The organism is Streptomyces sp. LN549 (genome assembly GCF_043203805.1).
In the GTDB taxonomy this organism is placed as follows: Bacteria; Actinomycetota; Actinomycetes; order Streptomycetales; family Streptomycetaceae; genus Streptomyces.
This window is the reverse complement of record NZ_JAZHRI010000002.1, coordinates 8,160,872-8,177,172: the sequence shown is the minus strand read 5'-3', so window position 1 is coordinate 8,177,172 and position 16,301 is coordinate 8,160,872. Positions and strand designations below refer to the sequence as shown.

Annotated in this window: 14 protein-coding genes and 1 riboswitch; of the genes, 9 read left to right on the top strand and 5 right to left on the bottom strand. The window is 71.4% G+C overall.

The window, feature by feature from the left end:
• The first annotated feature begins 232 nt into the window (after positions 1–232).
• Entirely contained in the window at positions 233–3,961 is a 3,729-nt protein-coding gene (locus SH922_RS36325) for a S8 family serine peptidase (RefSeq protein WP_393062793.1), read from the top strand.
• A 123-nt stretch (positions 3,962–4,084) separates the two neighbouring features.
• The gene (locus SH922_RS36320; RefSeq protein ID WP_393063790.1) at positions 4,085–4,675 is read left to right on the top strand and encodes a TetR/AcrR family transcriptional regulator; all 591 of its coding nucleotides are present in this window, start codon (positions 4,085–4,087) and stop codon (positions 4,673–4,675) included.
• Between the two features lie 93 nt (positions 4,676–4,768).
• Here SH922_RS36320 and SH922_RS36315 read toward each other — a convergent pair whose 3' ends face one another.
• Entirely contained in the window at positions 4,769–5,770 is a 1,002-nt protein-coding gene (locus SH922_RS36315) for a DUF6745 domain-containing protein (protein ID WP_393062792.1), read from the bottom strand.
• 98 nt (positions 5,771–5,868) lie between these two features.
• Positions 5,869–6,195, bottom strand: a complete 327-nt coding sequence (locus SH922_RS36310; RefSeq protein WP_136330525.1) for a hypothetical protein — start codon at positions 6,193–6,195, stop codon at positions 5,869–5,871.
• A gap of 175 nt (positions 6,196–6,370) precedes the next feature.
• Here SH922_RS36310 and SH922_RS36305 point away from each other — a divergent pair, with 175 nt between their 5' ends.
• The 6 genes from SH922_RS36305 to SH922_RS36280 are packed head-to-tail and all read left to right on the top strand — an operon-like array spanning position 6,371 to position 12,559.
• Complete coding sequence (locus SH922_RS36305) at positions 6,371–7,324, top strand: STM4015 family protein (protein ID WP_393062791.1); 954 nt, start codon at positions 6,371–6,373, stop codon at positions 7,322–7,324.
• A 7-nt stretch (positions 7,325–7,331) separates the two neighbouring features.
• Positions 7,332–8,306 (top strand): STM4015 family protein, encoded by a 975-nt coding sequence (locus SH922_RS36300; protein WP_393062790.1) that lies wholly within the window; start codon positions 7,332–7,334, stop codon positions 8,304–8,306.
• On the top strand, positions 8,287–9,429 hold the full coding sequence (locus SH922_RS36295; protein ID WP_393062789.1) for an STM4014 family protein: 1,143 nt from the start codon (positions 8,287–8,289) through the stop codon (positions 9,427–9,429). The genes SH922_RS36300 and SH922_RS36295 overlap by 20 nt, the downstream gene beginning before the upstream one ends.
• A gap of 46 nt (positions 9,430–9,475) precedes the next feature.
• Positions 9,476–10,291 carry an STM4013/SEN3800 family hydrolase gene (locus tag SH922_RS36290; protein WP_393063789.1) on the top strand — a complete coding sequence of 272 codons (816 nt, stop codon included), beginning with the start codon at positions 9,476–9,478 and terminating at the stop codon, positions 10,289–10,291.
• Positions 10,288–11,652, top strand: coding sequence for an STM4012 family radical SAM protein (locus SH922_RS36285; protein WP_393062788.1), 1,365 nt, complete (start codon positions 10,288–10,290; stop codon positions 11,650–11,652). The genes SH922_RS36290 and SH922_RS36285 overlap by 4 nt, the downstream gene beginning before the upstream one ends.
• Positions 11,653–11,659: 7 nt before the next feature.
• On the top strand, positions 11,660–12,559 hold the full coding sequence (locus SH922_RS36280) for an STM4011 family radical SAM protein (RefSeq protein WP_393062787.1): 900 nt from the start codon (positions 11,660–11,662) through the stop codon (positions 12,557–12,559).
• A 13-nt stretch (positions 12,560–12,572) separates the two neighbouring features.
• On the opposite strand, the gene SH922_RS36275 is transcribed toward SH922_RS36280, so the two are convergent.
• Positions 12,573–13,418, bottom strand: a complete 846-nt coding sequence (locus SH922_RS36275) for an SGNH/GDSL hydrolase family protein (protein ID WP_393062786.1) — start codon at positions 13,416–13,418, stop codon at positions 12,573–12,575.
• A 183-nt stretch (positions 13,419–13,601) separates the two neighbouring features.
• On the bottom strand, positions 13,602–14,546 hold the full coding sequence (locus SH922_RS36270; RefSeq protein WP_393062785.1) for a peptidoglycan DD-metalloendopeptidase family protein: 945 nt from the start codon (positions 14,544–14,546) through the stop codon (positions 13,602–13,604).
• A 2-nt stretch (positions 14,547–14,548) separates the two neighbouring features.
• Positions 14,549–14,703: riboswitch (cyclic di-AMP (ydaO/yuaA leader) on the bottom strand.
• Between the two features lie 477 nt (positions 14,704–15,180).
• Here SH922_RS36270 and SH922_RS36265 point away from each other — a divergent pair.
• Positions 15,181–15,993 carry a tyrosine-protein phosphatase gene (locus tag SH922_RS36265; protein WP_393062784.1) on the top strand — a complete coding sequence of 271 codons (813 nt, stop codon included), beginning with the start codon at positions 15,181–15,183 and terminating at the stop codon, positions 15,991–15,993.
• A gap of 87 nt (positions 15,994–16,080) precedes the next feature.
• On the opposite strand, the gene SH922_RS36260 is transcribed toward SH922_RS36265, so the two are convergent.
• Positions 16,081–16,257 (bottom strand): DUF6126 family protein, encoded by a 177-nt coding sequence (locus tag SH922_RS36260; RefSeq protein WP_393062783.1) that lies wholly within the window; start codon positions 16,255–16,257, stop codon positions 16,081–16,083.
• Positions 16,258–16,301 lie beyond the last annotated feature (44 nt).

Sequence of the window (16,301 nt, the reverse complement as noted above, 5' to 3'; positions counted from 1 at the left end):
GGGCTTCTCGTTCGGATCGCGCCGGGCTCGCGGGGTCCGGCACCACACCCTGATCCAGTCCGATCAACGAGAAACCCCTGCGCCGCGGGGCCGGTGCTGTCCGTGCGCCGTCGCGGACGGCGAGTAGCTGCCATGGCGCCTTCCCGCCAGCGGAAGTCGCCCCCCGGATCGCCATGCTCCTGACACTCTCACCTCACCACCCCCTGAGAACACACAAGTTCACGAGGTGAGAATGAGACGAACCAGATGGGCAGCGGTCTGCGCCACAGCACTCGCCGCCGCTCTGACCGGCGGAACACTGCCGGCCGCGGCCGACAGCACCCCCTCTTTCGCGGACCCTTCCGTGACTCCGGCAACCGGCAGCGCGGGCCGCAGCGTCACCCTGCTGACCGGCGACGTGGTGACGTACAGCGGTAACGGGAACTCCCTGCAGATCAGCTCGATCGTGCCGGGTCCCGGCCGGCAGGGCATGGGGTTCACCCGGTTCCGGGTGGCAGGGCACGAGTACGCGATGCCGATCGACGCGGCGGGCGAGATCTCCCGGGGCCGGGTCGACCGGCGGCTGTTCGACGTGACCGAGCTGGTCGCGTCCGGATACGCGGACGGCTCCACCGACACGCTGCGGATCCTGGTCGGCGGCGCCACGCCGTCCGCCGGCAGCCCGGGCGCCCCCGAGGGCGCGCGCGTGGCCACCGCCTTCCGGACCGCGGGGACCACCGCCCTGAGCGTGCCGAAGAAGTCGGCGAACACCGTGTGGAAGCAGCTCGGAACGGCGTCACGCGCCCGCGGCGAGGGCATCGGGAAGGTCTGGCTGGACGGCAGGGTGCGGGCCACGCTCGACACCTCCGTCGCCCAGATCGGCGCGGACCGGGCCCATCGCGCGGGCATCACCGGCAAGGGCACCAAGGTCGCGGTCCTCGACACGGGATACGACCGGGGCCACCCCGATCTGAAGGGCGCCGTCACCGCCTCGCAGGACTTCACCGAGGACGGCGACGTCCAGGATCTGCAGGGCCACGGCACACACGTCTCATCGATCATCGCAGGCACCGGGGCCGCATCGGGCGGCCGCTACGCGGGGGTCGCACCGGGGGCCGAACTGGTCGAGGGCAAGGTGCTCGGCAACGACGGCTACGGCTACGACTCCTGGATCCTGGCGGGCATGCAATGGGCCGTCGACCAGGACGCGCGCATCGTCAACATGAGCCTCGGGTCGTCCGTGGCCTCCGACGGGACCGACCCCCTGTCGGCCGCGGTCGACCGCCTCTCCGCAGAGCACGGCACGCTCTTCGTCATCGCGGCGGGCAACTCCGGCGACCGGACGATCAGCGCGCCCGGCGCCGCCGACGCCGCCCTGACGGTCGGTTCGGTGACCAAGTCCGGCGAGATGTCCTCGTTCTCGTCGCGCGGCCCGCGCCAGGGCCGGCCTGCGGTGAAGCCGGAGATCTCGGCACCGGGCAGCGACATCGTGGCGGCCCGCGCGTCGGGCACCCTGGACGATGCGGCCGTCACCGACTCGTACGCCTCGCTCTCCGGTACGTCCATGGCGAGCCCGCACGTCGCGGGGGCCGCCGCCCTGCTGGCCCAGCGGCACCCCGACTGGTCCGGTGCCCGCCTCAAGGCCGCGCTGGTCGGCAGCGCGGCACCGGTCGACGGTGCGACGGCCGGTGACACCGGCTCCGGTCTGACCGACGTCCCGGCCGCGCTCGCCACCGGTGTGGTCGCCGAACCCGCCACACTGGCCGCCCACACCACGTACCCGAACGCCTCGGCCGCCGCGCAGAGCCGGGAGGTGACGTGGACGAACACCACGGACAGGCCGCTGCGGCTCCGGCTGTCCACCGGGGCCGGCGACACCGTGCGCACATCCGTACAGTCACTGACCGTGCCCGCCCGGTCCTCCGCGACGACGGAGGTCACCCTGGATCCGGCGCGGGTGGCGGCCGGCACGACGTACAGCGGCGCCGTCACGGCGACCTGGTCCGGGCACGGCCGGGCGACCGTGCCCGTGTCGGTCGAGGCCGATCCGGAGACGTACACCCTCACTCTCACCGGCCCGGCACCGCGCGAGGGCGCCGAGCGCACCTCGACCGGAGTCGTACTGCAGAACGAGCGGACCGGTGACTCGCGGCTGGTCTCCCTGACCGGGTCCACGCCCAGGACGGTGACCCTGCCGAGCGGCAGCTACCGCGCCCTCGGTCACACCTGGGAGTACGACACCGTGGGCAACACGATCGTCGGGACGACCGCGATCCACTTCGCCCGCGGGGTGACGGTCCGCCAGGACACCTCGCTCGCCCTGGAGACGAAGGATGCAGAACCGGTCCGGATCGGGGTGGACGACGGGTCCGCACGAGTCGCTCTGCAGTCGGCGACCGGCATCGTCTCGCGGACAGGCACCGGGTCCGGGGCACTGGACGACGGCCTGATCGCGCCGAGTTCCGCAGGGCAGTACCGGGTCGAGGCCGTACCCACCACCGGCCCGGCACTGGACGGGCTCACCTTCTTCGGCGGGCTGAGCTGGCAGCAGCGCGAGGTGGACGCGCACGAACCGGGCTCCTCGGCCGACGCACTGAAGCTGCTGCTCTCGCAGTACAGCATCTACAGCTGGCTGGGCACGGCCACCGGTGAGGTCGTCGACATCGGCACCGGAGCGGACACCGACCCGGCCGCGATGGATCTCAAGGGCAAGATCGTGCTGTGGACTCCGGCCGGCAGCAACACCGGGACCGACAACACGCTCTACCGGAAGCTGTCGGACGCGGGCACGGCCGCCATCGTCTACGTCGGATACGGGCTCTCGGTCTATCAGCCGACGCCGGTCCTCCGGCTGGACTCGGCGAGTCTGCCCGCGTTGCGGTCCCGCCTGGCCGAGGGGCCGCTGACGCTCACCGTCGACGGTGTCAGCACATCGGCGGACGCCTACTATCTGCACCACTCGGTCGACGGCCGTGTGCCCGCGGGCGCCGACTGGTTCGACCGGCAGTCCGACCTGGCAACGGTCAGGACCGTGGAACGGACCCACGGCTACCCGTTGGACCCCAAGGGGCTCTACGCCTGGACGACCTGGAACGGACTGACGCTCTATCAGCAGTCCACCAGCTACCGGCCACCGTCGGAGCAGACGCTCCACTTCACCCCGGACGTGGCGTGGACGACGGCCACCTTCCACTACCAGTACGACGTCTCCGACCGGGTCTATCCGCTGGGGACGCTGAGCAGCGCGCCCACGGTGTACCGCAAGGGCCGCGAGTACCGCGACGACTGGATGTCCGCACCCTTCAACCCGGCGCTCGGGAGGCAGGCCGGGGCGGCGCAGGTCACCCGGGACGGCGACAAGCTGAAGGTCGCTCTGCCGATGTTCTCCGACGCGGCGGGACACCGGGCCGAGACGGCACCGGGCGCGGACAGCGGCAGCACCACGCTCCTCGACGACAGCGGCAGGGAGCTGGCCCACAACAGTGCACCGGGCCGGGCCACCTTCGATCTGCCGTCGAAGGACAACTGGTTCCGGTTGAACGTCGATGCCACGCGTACGTCGCCCGATCCGGTGACCTGGGTCCTCGGCACCCGGGTGACAAGTGAGTGGCGGTTCCGCTCCGGCCATGAGCACGACGCCACTGCGGCCCGGCTGCTGGACCTCGACTACCGGCTGCCGTTGAACGGTGAGGACACGGCCGACCCCGGGAAGCCGCTCGGCTACTCGGTCGGCCTGTCCGCTCAGGGCAGCGAACGGGCTCTGCACATGAAGTCGTTGAAGGTCTGGTACGCGACGGACGGGACCGACTGGAAGCAGGCGTCCGCGGTGCCCGGGTCCGACGGCCGCTGGAAGGTCACGGTGCCGGCGCAGGGAACGGCGAAGGTCGATCTGCGGACCACGGTCACGGACACCACCGGGGCCTCACTGACGGAGACGCTGACCGACGCCTACAACTCGGGCTGCGCGGACATCTGGTGCTGACCGCGCCGTCCAGCGTTGGATGAACGGGAGAGCCAAGGGGCGGGGCCGGTTCCGGTCCCGCCCCCGGCCTGCGTCGGAGCAGCCATTGGTTAGGGTGACGCTGTGGCAAGAGTGCGGTTGGGTGTGGCGGAGCGGCGCGAGGAGCTACTGCGCGCTGCCGTCGAGCAGATCGAGGTACGGGGTGTCGCGGCGGTGCGGATCGCCGATGTGGCGTCCGTGCTCGGCGTGAGCAACGCCCTCGTGCTCTACCACTTCTCCACCAAGGAGAAGCTGGTCGCCGCCGCCTTCGCGCATGCCGCCGAAGCCGATCTGGCTCAACTGCGCAAGCTCCTGAGCCGGCGCACCACCGCGGTCCGCCGACTGCGCGCCGCAGTGCGGTGGTACGCCCCGACGGGCCAGGCCAAGGGCTGGCGTCTGTGGATCGAAGGCTGGGCAGCCTCCCTCCGCGACCCGGCGCTGCGCAATGTCGCGGGCGATCTCGACCAGCAGTGGAAGGCGGAGTTGGCCGAGGTCATCGACGAGGGCGCGGCCGCGGGAGAGTTCCACTGCGACGACCCGATGTCCGTGGCCTGGCGGCTGACGGCGCTCCTGGACGGTCTCGCGGTGCAGATGACGTCGTACGCGGGTCCGCTGTCCCGGGCCACGATGCTGGAGTGGGCCGAGGAGGCGCTCGCCCGTGAACTGGGCATCGACCAGCAGACCCTGACGGCTTGACGGTTGGCGGGCCGGCGATCGGCCGGCCGGCGGGTTGACGGCTCGGCACCCCGGTCCGCCGCCGGTCCCGTCTGCCCGCCCCCTGCCGGCCAGTCAGGTCTGACGCACCGGCGCGTAGGACTCGCCCTGGAGTCCGAACGTCCACGCGACGCCCTCCTTCGCGGTCCTGGTGCCCGGCGGGACCCGGAGCCAGTACGTGCGATGCGTTCCGTCCGGCTCCGGAGTGGAGTTGACCACCTCCACCATGACCACGTCCTCGTCGCCGTCGAGCGCGATCCGCCAGAGAATTCCCGTCTCGTCCCGGTGCACCGGCTCGGCACCGGACTCGGTGAGATAGCGGTCGTATCCGTAGAACTCCAGCATCACGCGGCGCAGTTCCGCGTTGTCCTCGGCACGGATCCGCTCGGGGGTCAGTGCGCCCAGCTCCGCCAGGAATGCGGCGGGGACGGGCATGCCGCGCCAGGCGTACAGGGCGAAGCCGTCGCGGTAGGCGAGCGCGGGGCCGTCACCGCTGTCCAGCCGGCCCGCCTCGTCCCGGTGCAGCGTCCCGGGGCGTTCGCTCATCACCACGGTGCGCTCGTAGGGCCACCACCAGCCCGCATTCCTCGCGACGGCTGCGAGTCCGTCGAGCCGGTCGCCCCGGCCGTCGAAGGCGGCGAGCCAGGCCGCGTCGTGCTGGCCCAGGACCGCGTCGAGCAGCACCAGCCGGACGTCCGACTCGTCCTCGGGCCGCACGGCGAGATCCGCCACCACGCCCGCCCGTATGCGGTCGGCGAGCGCCGACGTGGTCTCCCAGAGCTGGGCGCCGGTGGCGGACCACAGCGCGGACCAGCCGGCCGGACCCAACTCGTCGTACATCCGGCGCCGTTCCTCCGCCCAGGGACGGGTGCGCACGTCGTCACGGACCGAGCGCCCCGGATCGGTCAGTTTCTCCACCGCCTCGACGGCGGCCCTGGGCGAGTCGGCCCAGACGAACTCCTCAGGCTCGGCCAGACCCGCTCTGCGGTAGGCGAGCCGCACCCCCTCCTCGGCCGCCGACCGGTCCGCCGCACCGGTCGCCGCCGCCACGGCCCGCCATGAGTCCACGTACTGCATCGTTCTCCCCGTCCCCTGTTCCTGTGTCTCTGTGTTCCTGTGTTCCGGATGCTCATGAGCTTCCGGACGGTCATGCGCTTCCGGATGTTTCCGGTCCCTCAGTCCGCGACGATGCGGACCGCCCCCGGTGCGTACTCGCGCTGGCGCACGACCCGGAACCAGCCCTTCGGCAGCGAGATCACCGCATGCTCCTCGTGCACCACGCGTCCGCCATCGGGCAGGTGGAGGAGCATCGGGCCGAACACCCCGCCCTCCCGGATCAGGCGTCCCGGCCCCGGCACGGCGTGCGCGTGTCCGGTGACCTCGCCGAGAGCGAGGACCAGCCGGCCGCGCCCGTCGCGCAGTTCGCCCGGTGCTTCCAGGAGGTTCGCGGGCACCGCGGACTCCTCCAGCGCCATGATCAGTACGTCGCCCTGCCGGTACACAGACGTCTCCCCTCCGCGACGGCACCCGCTGTGCCGGCCACATGGAAAACGCTACGGCGGGGGTCTGACAATCGGCCGGTGAGCACCGTTGGCAGGGCCCGGTCGCCCCGTTGTCAGTGGGGCTTGATAGACCTTGCGCACATCAATCCGTCGCCGTCATCAGGAGATCAGGGCCATGTCCGATGTGGACCACCTGCACGAGTTGCTCGGCCTTCCGGCCGTCGATTTCCGGTCCGGGACCGACGACGGCTCCCGGCCGGACGCCGACGCGGCGGCCTGGCGCGTCTTCGTCGAGCCGTACGAGGACGAGGACCGCACCTGGGAGCAGGAGTTCACCGCGTTCCTGGACGAGGTGGACCCGGCCGGTGTCCGCGCGCTGATCATCGGGCAGTGGGGCGAGTCGTACGAGGAGAGGTCGTCGTATCCGATCGGCCTCGTGATTGCCGCAGCCGAGCGGCTGACGTCGCTGGAAGCGGTGTTCGTCGGCGATCTGACGATGGAGGAGGCGGAGATCTCCTGGATCGAGCAGAGTGATGTCACCGCGCTGCTCACCGCTTTTCCCGCGCTGGTGGAGCTCGGGGTGCGCGGCGGTTCCGAGCTCGTCTTCCCCGCCACGAAGCACGAGCGGCTGCGTTCTCTCACCATCGAGACCGGCGGACTGCCGGCCCACGTGGTGCGCGGGGTGCTGGACAGCGAACTGCCCGCGCTGGAGCGGCTCGACCTCTGGCTGGGTGTCTCCGCCTACGGAGGCGACACCGGCGTGCTGGCTCTCGAGCCACTGCTGTCGGGGACGCGCTTCCCGGCCCTGCACCATCTCGGTCTGCGCAACAGCGAGATGGAGAACGAGATCGCGGCCGCCGTCGCCTCGGCCCCGCTCGTGGCCCGGCTGCGCACCCTCGACCTGTCCTGCGGCACCCTCGGCGACGAGGGCGCCGCAGCCCTGCTGGAGGGCCAGCCGCTGACGCATCTCGACGTCCTCGACCTGCACCACCACTTCCTCACCGAGCCGATGGAGCGCCGGGTCATGGAGGCCCTGGAACCGCACGGCGTGCGGGTGGACCTGTCGGAGCGCTGCACTCCGTGGGGCGACCGCGGGGCTGCGGGCCGGTACGTCACGGTGTCGGAGTGATGGCGCGATGACGGGTATCGAGCACCCCGAAACCTTCCACGGCCTGCCCGTCCTCACCCTGCCGCCGCCCGGTGGGGAGAGCGCGGCCCCGGCGGTGTTGCCCGAGGCGGGCTCCGTGGCCTGGCGGTTGGACTGCGCCTGGGAGGGCCCCGCATTCCCGGGGATCTGGCAGCACTTCCTGGACACGGTCGACCCGGCCGCAGTCCGTGCCCTGCTGATCGGCCCCTGGTGGCCGGACGACTACAGCTCCTTCGCTCCCGTGGCGGAGCTGATCACCGCGGACGCGGGCCGCTTCCCGGCGCTGCGCGCGCTGTTCCTGGCCGATGTCGTCGGCGAGGAGTGCGAGGTGTCCTGGCTGGAGATGTCGGACATCACCGAGCTGGTCGAGGCGTTCCCGCGCCTTGAGGAGCTGGTGGTGCGCGGCGGCGGGGATGCCGTCCCCGAGGAGGAGAAGCTTCAGCTGCGTCCGCTGCGGCACCTGACGCTGAAGTCGCTGAGGTTCGAGTCCGGGGGGCTGCCCGGCCATGTCGTCCGGGCGGTCGGCGCCTGCGAAATGCCCGCTCTGGAGCGGCTGGAGTTCTGGTTCGGCGCCTCGTGGTACGGCGGCGACGCGACGGTGGAGGACATGAGGCCCGTGCTCTCCGGCAGCGGCTTTCCCCGGCTGCGCCATCTCGGCCTGCAGAACAGCGAGATCCAGGACGAGATCGCCGCGGCGGTGGCGTCCGCTCCGGTAGTCGCACAGCTGGAGTCACTCTCGCTCTCCATGGGCACGCTCAGTGACACGGGGGCCCTGGCTCTTCTCAACGGTCAGCCGCTCACCCATCTGACCTCGCTCGATCTGCACCACCACTACGTCACCGAACCGGTGACGGCCCGGGTCCGGGAGCTCTGTGCCCGCGAAGGCGTCCATGTCGATCTCGACGAGGCGGACGACTGGGATCCCGAGGACGACGAGCCCCGTTATGTCGCGGTCAGCGAGTAGCGCGCCGCGCCTGGCGGTCGTCGGCAATCCCGGAAGCCGCCGGGTCGGCCTCTTCCAGGACGCCGTGCGCGCCACCGGGCTGCCGCCGGCCCGCACGGTGTCCTGGCTGGACGTGCTGAAGGGGAAGGCGGCCTTCCTGCCCGGAGAGACGGTGCGCATCGACTCGCCCGGCGAGGACGCCGAGGTCGAGCGGATGCTGCGCGGTGTCGACGACCCGACCAGGGTGGAGGGCTCGGCCCTCTGGTACGCACGGTTCACCGCCGCCGTACGGGACGTGGCGAGGGCGGCGACGACCGCCGGTGCGCTCCTGCTGGACAGCCCCGGCGACATCGCGGCGCTGTTCGACAAGCGTCTCTGTCACGGCGTCCTTGACGCCGCCGGCGTACCCGTTCCGGCCTCGCCTACGTCGGGGCCTTCGGCGCGTCCTGTACAGGGCTGGGACGATGTGCGTGAGCTGATGGCGGACCACCGCATGCCGCGCGTGTTCGTGAAACCCGCGCACGGATCCTCCGCCTCCGGAGTGATGGCCGTGGAGACGGCCGGCCCCGGCCGGATCCGGGCCGCCACCTCGGTCGAGCGCGACCCGGCCGGCCGCCTCTACAACTCGCTCAAGGTCCGGCGCTGCACGACGGAGCGCGAGGTGGCTGCCGTCGTCGACGCACTCGCACCCGACGGTCTGCACATCGAGCGCTGGCTCCCGAAGGCCTCGCAGCGGGGCCGGGTCGCCGATCTGCGGGTCGTGGTGGTCGACGGCCGGGCGACCCATGCGGTCGTCCGCACCAGCCGCTCCCCCATGACCAATCTGCACCTCGGCGGCGCGCGCGGCGATCTCGGCGAGGTGCGGGCCGCCGTCGAGGCGGCGGGCGGCAGCTGGGCCGGGGCGCTGGCCGTGTGCGAGCGGGCGGCCGCCGCCTTCCCGGGCACGCTGTGCGTCGGCGTCGACCTGCTGCCCGCAACCGGCTGGCGGCGCTTCGCCGTCGGCGAGGTCAACGCCTTCGGTGATCTGCTGCCGCGGCTGACCGGCCTTCCGGGCAGCGGCGCCGAGGGCCTGGACACCTATGCGGCGCAGGTCGCCGCCGTAATGAACCGAGCAAGGAACCATCGTGTCAGCGCAACACCCTGAATCACCCGAGTCCTCCTCCGGCGTCACGGGCGCCGTCGCCCCCGACATGAGCGAGGTCGTGGGCAGCCACGATCTGCTGCTCGTCACCCTGGACACTCTGCGCTACGACGTCGCGGCGGAGCTCGCCGCCGCCGGGCGCATCCCGAATCTGGCCCGGCATCTGCCGGGTGGTGTCTGGGAGAAGCGGCATGCCCCGGGGAGCTTCACCTACGCCTCGCACCAGGCGATCTTCGCGGGGTTCCTGCCCACTCCGGCCGCTCCCGGGCCACATCCCCGGCTGTTCGCCGCACGGTTCGCCGGCAGTGAGACCACGGCGGAGCGCACCTTCGTCTTCGACGCGCCCGACCTGGTCTCCGCTCTCGCCGGGGCGGGATACCGCACGGTGTGCATCGGCGGAGTCGGGTTCTTCAACCGGCAGGCCCCGCTCGGCTCGGTGCTGCCCGGGATGTTCCAGGAGGCACACTGGGAGCCGGAGTTCGGCGTGGCCTCGGCCACCTCGTTCGAGGCGCAGGTGGCCCGCGCCGAGCAGGTCGTCGGGGAACTCCCGGCCGGCCGACGGCTGTTCCTCTTCGTCAATGTGTCGGCACTGCACCAGCCGAACTGGTTCCACCGGCCGGGCGCGACCCGCGACGCGGGCGACAGCCGCGCCACCCACGCGGCCGCGCTGGAGTACGTGGACGCCCACATCGGACGGCTCTTCGCCGCAGCGAGCAGCCGACGCAGGGCCTTCGCCATCGTCTGCTCCGACCACGGCACGGCGTACGGCGACGACGGCTACACCGGTCATCGGCTCGGTCACGAGTCCGTCTGGACCGTTCCGTACGCGCATTTCTTCCTGGAACCGGGGGCCACCGCACGATGACCAGTCCGCACACCACTCGCCCGTACCAGAGCTATGTCTACGCCTATCCTCACAAGACGGCGTACGGCAGGCTCGCCGAGCACCCCGGCGGGAGGCCCGCGCTGCGCGACCTGTGGGCGGGCGAGAACAAGGACGCGCTCTCGCTCTACCTCCACATACCCTTCTGCGAGGTCCGCTGCGGCTTCTGCAACCTCTTCACCCGGATCGGTGCGCCCGACGAACTCACCACCCGCTATCTCGACGCGCTGGACCGGCAGGCGACCGCCGTACGGGACGCGCTGGGCGACGGGGAACCGGTGCGCTTCGCCGCCGCCGCGTTCGGCGGCGGGACCCCCACCTTCCTGACTGCGGGCGAACTGGAGCGCCTGTGCGACATCGCGGAGAAGCGCATGGGCGCCGATCTGCGGTCGGTGCCGCTGTCGGTGGAGACGTCCCCGTCGACTGCGACGGCCGACCGGCTGGCCGTCCTCGCCGACCGGGGGACGACCAGGATCAGCATCGGCGTGCAGAGCTTCGTCGAGGCCGAGGCCCGTGCGGCGGCCCGCCCGCAGCGCCGCGCGGACGTGGAGACGGCCCTCGGCCTGATCCGGGACACCCGCATCCCGGTCCTCAACATCGACCTGATCTACGGCATCGACGGCCAGACCGAGCAGAGCTGGCGCACCTCGCTGGACGCGGCACTGCAGTGGCGGCCCGAGGAGCTGTACCTCTACCCGCTCTACGTCCGTCCGCTGACCGGCCTGGGCAGGCTCGGGGCCGCCGACGAGGCCGTGGCGGACGCGGCCTGGGACGAGCAGCGGCTGCGGCTGTACCGGGCCGGCCGCGACCATCTCCTTGCCCGCGGCTACGAGCAGGTGTCGATGCGGATGTTCCGCCGCGCCGGCACCCCGCTGGCCGACGGTCCCGATGACTACGCCTGCCAGACCGACGGCATGATCGGCCTGGGCTGCGGCGCCCGTTCGTACACCTCTCGGCTGCACTACTCCTTCGACTACGCGGTGGAGATGCGCGAGGTGCGGGCGATCATCGACGGCTACACGGCCACCGAGGACTTCTCGCACGCCGAGGTGGGCCGGTTCGCCGACGGCGACGAGGCGCGCCGCCGTCATCTCCTGCAGTCCGTCCTGCAGGCCGAGGGCCTGCGCGTGTCCGAGTACCGCAAGCGCTTCGGCACGGACCCGGACAGGGACTTTCCCGAGGAGCTCGCCCGGTTCGAGGCCCGGGGCTGGCTCGACGCGGACGCGGCCTCCACCGGCCGGCTGCGTCTGTCCCCCGAGGGGCTCGCCCACTCCGACGCCCTGGGCCCCGACCTCTTCTCCCCCGCCGTACGGGCCGCGATGGCCGCGTACGAACTGAAGTGAGCCCCGCATGGACCTGACGATTCTCTACCGCGGCCCGCTCGCGTCGTGCGACTACGACTGCCCGTACTGCCCCTTCGCCAAGCGGCGCGACAGCCGGGAGCAGCTGCGGGCCGACCGGGCGGCGCTGGAGCGGTTCACGGCCTGGGCAGCGGCGCAGACCGGTGACCGGATCTCGGTGCTCTTCACCCCGTGGGGCGAGGGGCTGGTGCGTTCCTGGTACCGCCGGGCGCTGGTCGAGCTGGCCCGGCTGCCCCATGTCCGCCGCGTGGCGATCCAGACGAACCTCAGCGGCCGTACGCAGTGGCTGGCCTCGGCGGGGGCCGCGGGCCGCGACAAGATCGCGCTCTGGTGCACGTACCACCCGGGCCAGACACCGTACGAGCGGTTTCTGGGCCGGTGCGGGGAGCTGGCGTCGCTGGGGATCCGCCACAGCGTGGGAGTGGTCGGGCTCGACGCCCATCTCGGCGAGGCGCGGCAGCTGCGGGCCGCCCTTCCCGAGGAGGTCTACCTCTGGGTCAACGCCGCCGAGGGGCATACCTACACGGACGAGGAGGCGGACCGGTGGACGGGGATCGACCCGCTGTTCCCGTACAGCCGCCATCCGCACCGTTCGGCGGGCCTGCCCTGCCGGACCGGTGAGTCGGTGATCTCGGTGGACGGCGACGGCACGGTGCGCCGCTGCCACTTCGTCCCCGCGGAGCTCGGCAATCTCTACGACGGCAGCTACCGCGCGGCGCTGGGGCCGCGGGCGTGCCCGCTCGCCGTCTGCGACTGCCACATCGGGTACGTGCACCTGGAGACGCTGCCGCTGTACGACGTCTTCGCGGGCGGTGTGCTGGAACGCATACCGGCGCTGCCGCTGCCCCCGGTCGCCACCGCCGGCGCTGCGGATGCCCGGGGCGACTGAGGACAGCGGCCCCTCAGAGCGGCAGCAGGTCGGGGCGCTTGGCCTCGACGTGGTCTCCCGACGACTCGCCGCGCAGCCGCCGGCCGATCCACGGGACCAGGTACTCGCGCGCCCAGTGGATGTTGTCGCGCCGTACCTCGAGCGTTCCGCGCTGTGCCTGCGGCGGCCACTCCTGGTCCGGGTCGGCGGGCACGTCGAGGCCGAGCACCTGCGCGGCGCGCAGCGCGACCCGGGTGTGGCCCTCCGCCGACAGGTGCAGCCGGTCGTCGTCCCAGGCCCGCCGGTCCTGGACCGAGCGCAGGGACCAGAGGTCGAGCACCGGGCAGTCGTACCGGTCGGCGATGGACCGCACATGGGCGGTGTACGTGGCGATCTTGCCGCGCAGATGGCGCAGCACGGGCACGTTGCGGGTGTCGAAGCCGGTGGTGACCATGACGGTGCCGACCGACCGGGTCAGGTCGGCGACCGCGCGCTCGAAGCGCTCGGCCACGTCGTCGGGGTCGGTGCCCGGCCGGATGATGTCGTTGCCGCCTGCGCAGAAGCTCACCAGATCGGGGGCGAGTTCCCTGGCGCGCGGCACCTGCTCCTCGACGATCTGGTCGAGGAGGCGTCCTCGTACGGCGAGATTGGCGTACCTGAAGTTCCCGTGCGCGGATCCTGCGCTGCCCGCCGCCGCGTCGGGGTCCGGGAGCTGGTCCGCGAGGAGTACCGCGAACCGGTCCGCCCAGCCGACGAAGGTTCCGTCCGGGCCGGGGTCACCGACTCCCTCGGTGAAGCTGTCGCCAATCGCCGCGTACGACCCGATGGCGCCCTGTCGGTTGATGACGCCCTGCTGGATGTTGTTCGAATCGTCTGCCACAAGGGCATATCCTGCACCGCCGAATGTGACCTACGCGACCGTAATACGGGGTTGACGGGTGGTGATATAGACCACCCGGTCAGTTTTTGGTAAAGGGGGAATAAGCAGAGGGACGGTGCGCCGCCGCACACCGTCCCTCTCTGCACTGCTCAGGTCCGGTTCACCGGACCGGTGTTGCCCGGATCAGACGTTGATCCCGTGCGACGCCAGGTACGCGATCGGGTCGATGTCCGAGCCGTACGCGGGGCCCGTGCGGACCTCGAAGTGGAGGTGCGGGCCGGTGGCGTTGCCGGTGGCGCCGGACAGGCCGACCTGCTGGCCCGCGGTCACGGTCTGGCCCGCCGAGACGGAGAGCGAGGACATGTGGCCGTACTGCGAGTAGTGGCCGTCGGCGTGCTTGATGACGACCTCGTTGCCGTACGCGCCGCCCCAGCCGGCGGTGACGACGGTGCCGGAGGTGATCGCCTTCACGCTCGTGCCGGTGGAGACGGGGAAGTCGATGCCGGTGTGGCTGCCGCTGGACCAGTTGGCACCGGAGGCGCGGTAGGCGGTGGTGTGGTTGCCCGGAACCGGGTGGACGTAACCGGAGTCGTTGCTCTGGGCGGCCGGGGCCGAGGTCTCCTCGGACGACGAGGCGTCGGAGGAGGAGGAGACGTTGGAGGCGGTGGAGGCCTTCGTCACGGTCTTGACCGGAGCCTTGGGCGCGGCCTTCGACGGGGTGGTGGAGCCCGTGGAGGTGGTGGTGGCCTGGCTCGTGGACTTGCCGCCGAGGGTCAGCTTCATGCCCGGGAAGATCAGGCTCGGGTTGTCGCCGACGACCTTGCGGTTGTCCTGGTACAGCTTCTCCCAGCCGCCCTTGAGCTTGTGCTCGGCAGCGATCTTCGACAGGTAGTCGCCGGAGACCACGGAGTAGGACGTGGTGCCGGCCTGCTTCTTCGCGACCGGCGTGGCCGGGGTGGCGTGCGCGGCGGCCGACTTCGAGGTGGCGGGAACGGCCTGCTCCGCGGCGTGGGCACCGGTGGCGCCGAGCAGCGGAAGCGCGATGACGGCTCCACCGGCGCTCGCGGCGACGACGCCACGCGCGATGGTGCTGGACTTGGGACGGCGGTGCTTACCCGATATGGGCATGAAGGTTTCCTCTCCGGCGCCTACGAGGTGAGCTGTCGGGTTCGGACTGGAGATGTCCGGTCGCGGCTGGCGCGACTTCACCCCGAGCCGGCCGGTTTCCCGGTCGGCGGCTTACCTGGTTCCCCCGCTCCTGCCACGCGGTGAGTGGGTGCGAATTCCGGGCGGCGGCAGGATTAGGCGGTCCGTCCGGATTGACAGCGAACGTAAGCGAGCCGGGACGACAGAAACAAGCCACGGGTTCCACTTCGGATTCCGCTCCGGGAATTCGGCACGGAATTCCGGTCACACTCCGTGGATTACGGATCTTGGCTTTCCGCGCGGCGTCCGGAATACCCCACGGCCGCACAGCCACACACCGTCACGGATATGATCCCGCTCACGAGAGGGCAACCATCTCCCGCGCAAGCAGGGCATGTTCCACCAAAAGCCCCAATACGGACATGCTGCGCTCATCCGTCACGCCCCGACCGGTGCGCCGCGTGTCTCGGCCCCTCGCCGCCGGGCACGTGGACGGTCCCGCAGCCCCGAAAACAGGGGCGCGACCAAGATGATTGCCCAAGGAATCAATGTCGTATCGTCACGAGAGTGGACCCGCAGGCGACACGCGCCGGCGGCAGAGCCTCCAGGAGTGACCGTGACGCAGCAGCTGCCGCAGACCCCGTCGACGGAGCCCGAGCTGGCGGGTGTCCGCAACTTCCGTGACGTGGGCGGGCTGCCCACCTCGGACGGCCGCCGGGTGCGGTACGGGCGGCTCTACCGCAGTGGTCACCTGGCACACGCGACGGCCGAGGACGCCACGTTCCTTTCCGGTCTCGGCCTGCACACCGTCTTCGACTTCCGCAACGGCGCCGACCACAAGCTGGACGGCCTGGACGTGGAGCTGCCGGGTGTGCGCAATGTGAGCATCCCGCTCACCGACCCGGCGGACGGCGCGGAGTTCTGGCGGATGGTGCGCGACGGCAACATCGACGAGCTGCGATCGATCCTGGCCGACGGCAAGGGGTCCCACCGGATGATCGCCTCGTACCGCCGCATCATCCTGGACCGCACGGCCGAGCACAGCCGGGTGCTGCACGCCCTCGCCGAGGACAGCGTGCCGGCGCTGATGCACTGCGCCGCAGGCAAGGACCGTGCGGGTCTCTCGATCGCGGTGTCCCTGCTCGCTGTCGGCGTCGAACGCGACGCCATCGAGGCCGACTACCTCAAGTCCAACGACGCGCACCGCCGCTACAAGGTCCGTCGCAGCGACACCTCCGCCGCCGGAATGTCCGCCGAGGTGATGGAGCTGCTCAATCCGCTCTTCGGCGCCCACCCCGACTACCTCGCGGCGGCCTTCAACACCATCGACGAGACCTGGGGCAGCACCGACCGGTACCTCGCCGACGGCCTGAAGATCACCCCGCAGACACGCGAGCGGCTGCGCGAGCGCCTGCTCGACGAGGTCTGACCGGCCGGGGGCACCCGCCGCTGCCGGTCGTGACCCCCGAGACTGCCGGTGGCGCCCCACTGCTACTGGTTGTGCATCCCCCCGCTGCTACTGGTTGTGCATCCCCACGGCGAACAGCAGGTAGAGGAAGCCCGCGATGATGTGCCCGGCCACCAGGTAGGCGAAGAGCCTGATGACGAGCCCGCGAGGCATCTTCTTCTCCTGCGGGTCGTAGTTCTTGGGCCGGCCCGGGCCGAGCGGGTCGAAGTTCTCGGAATCGGACATGACAAGTCCTCTCTGGCCATCGGCGTGCCGGTGGCGGGGGCGGC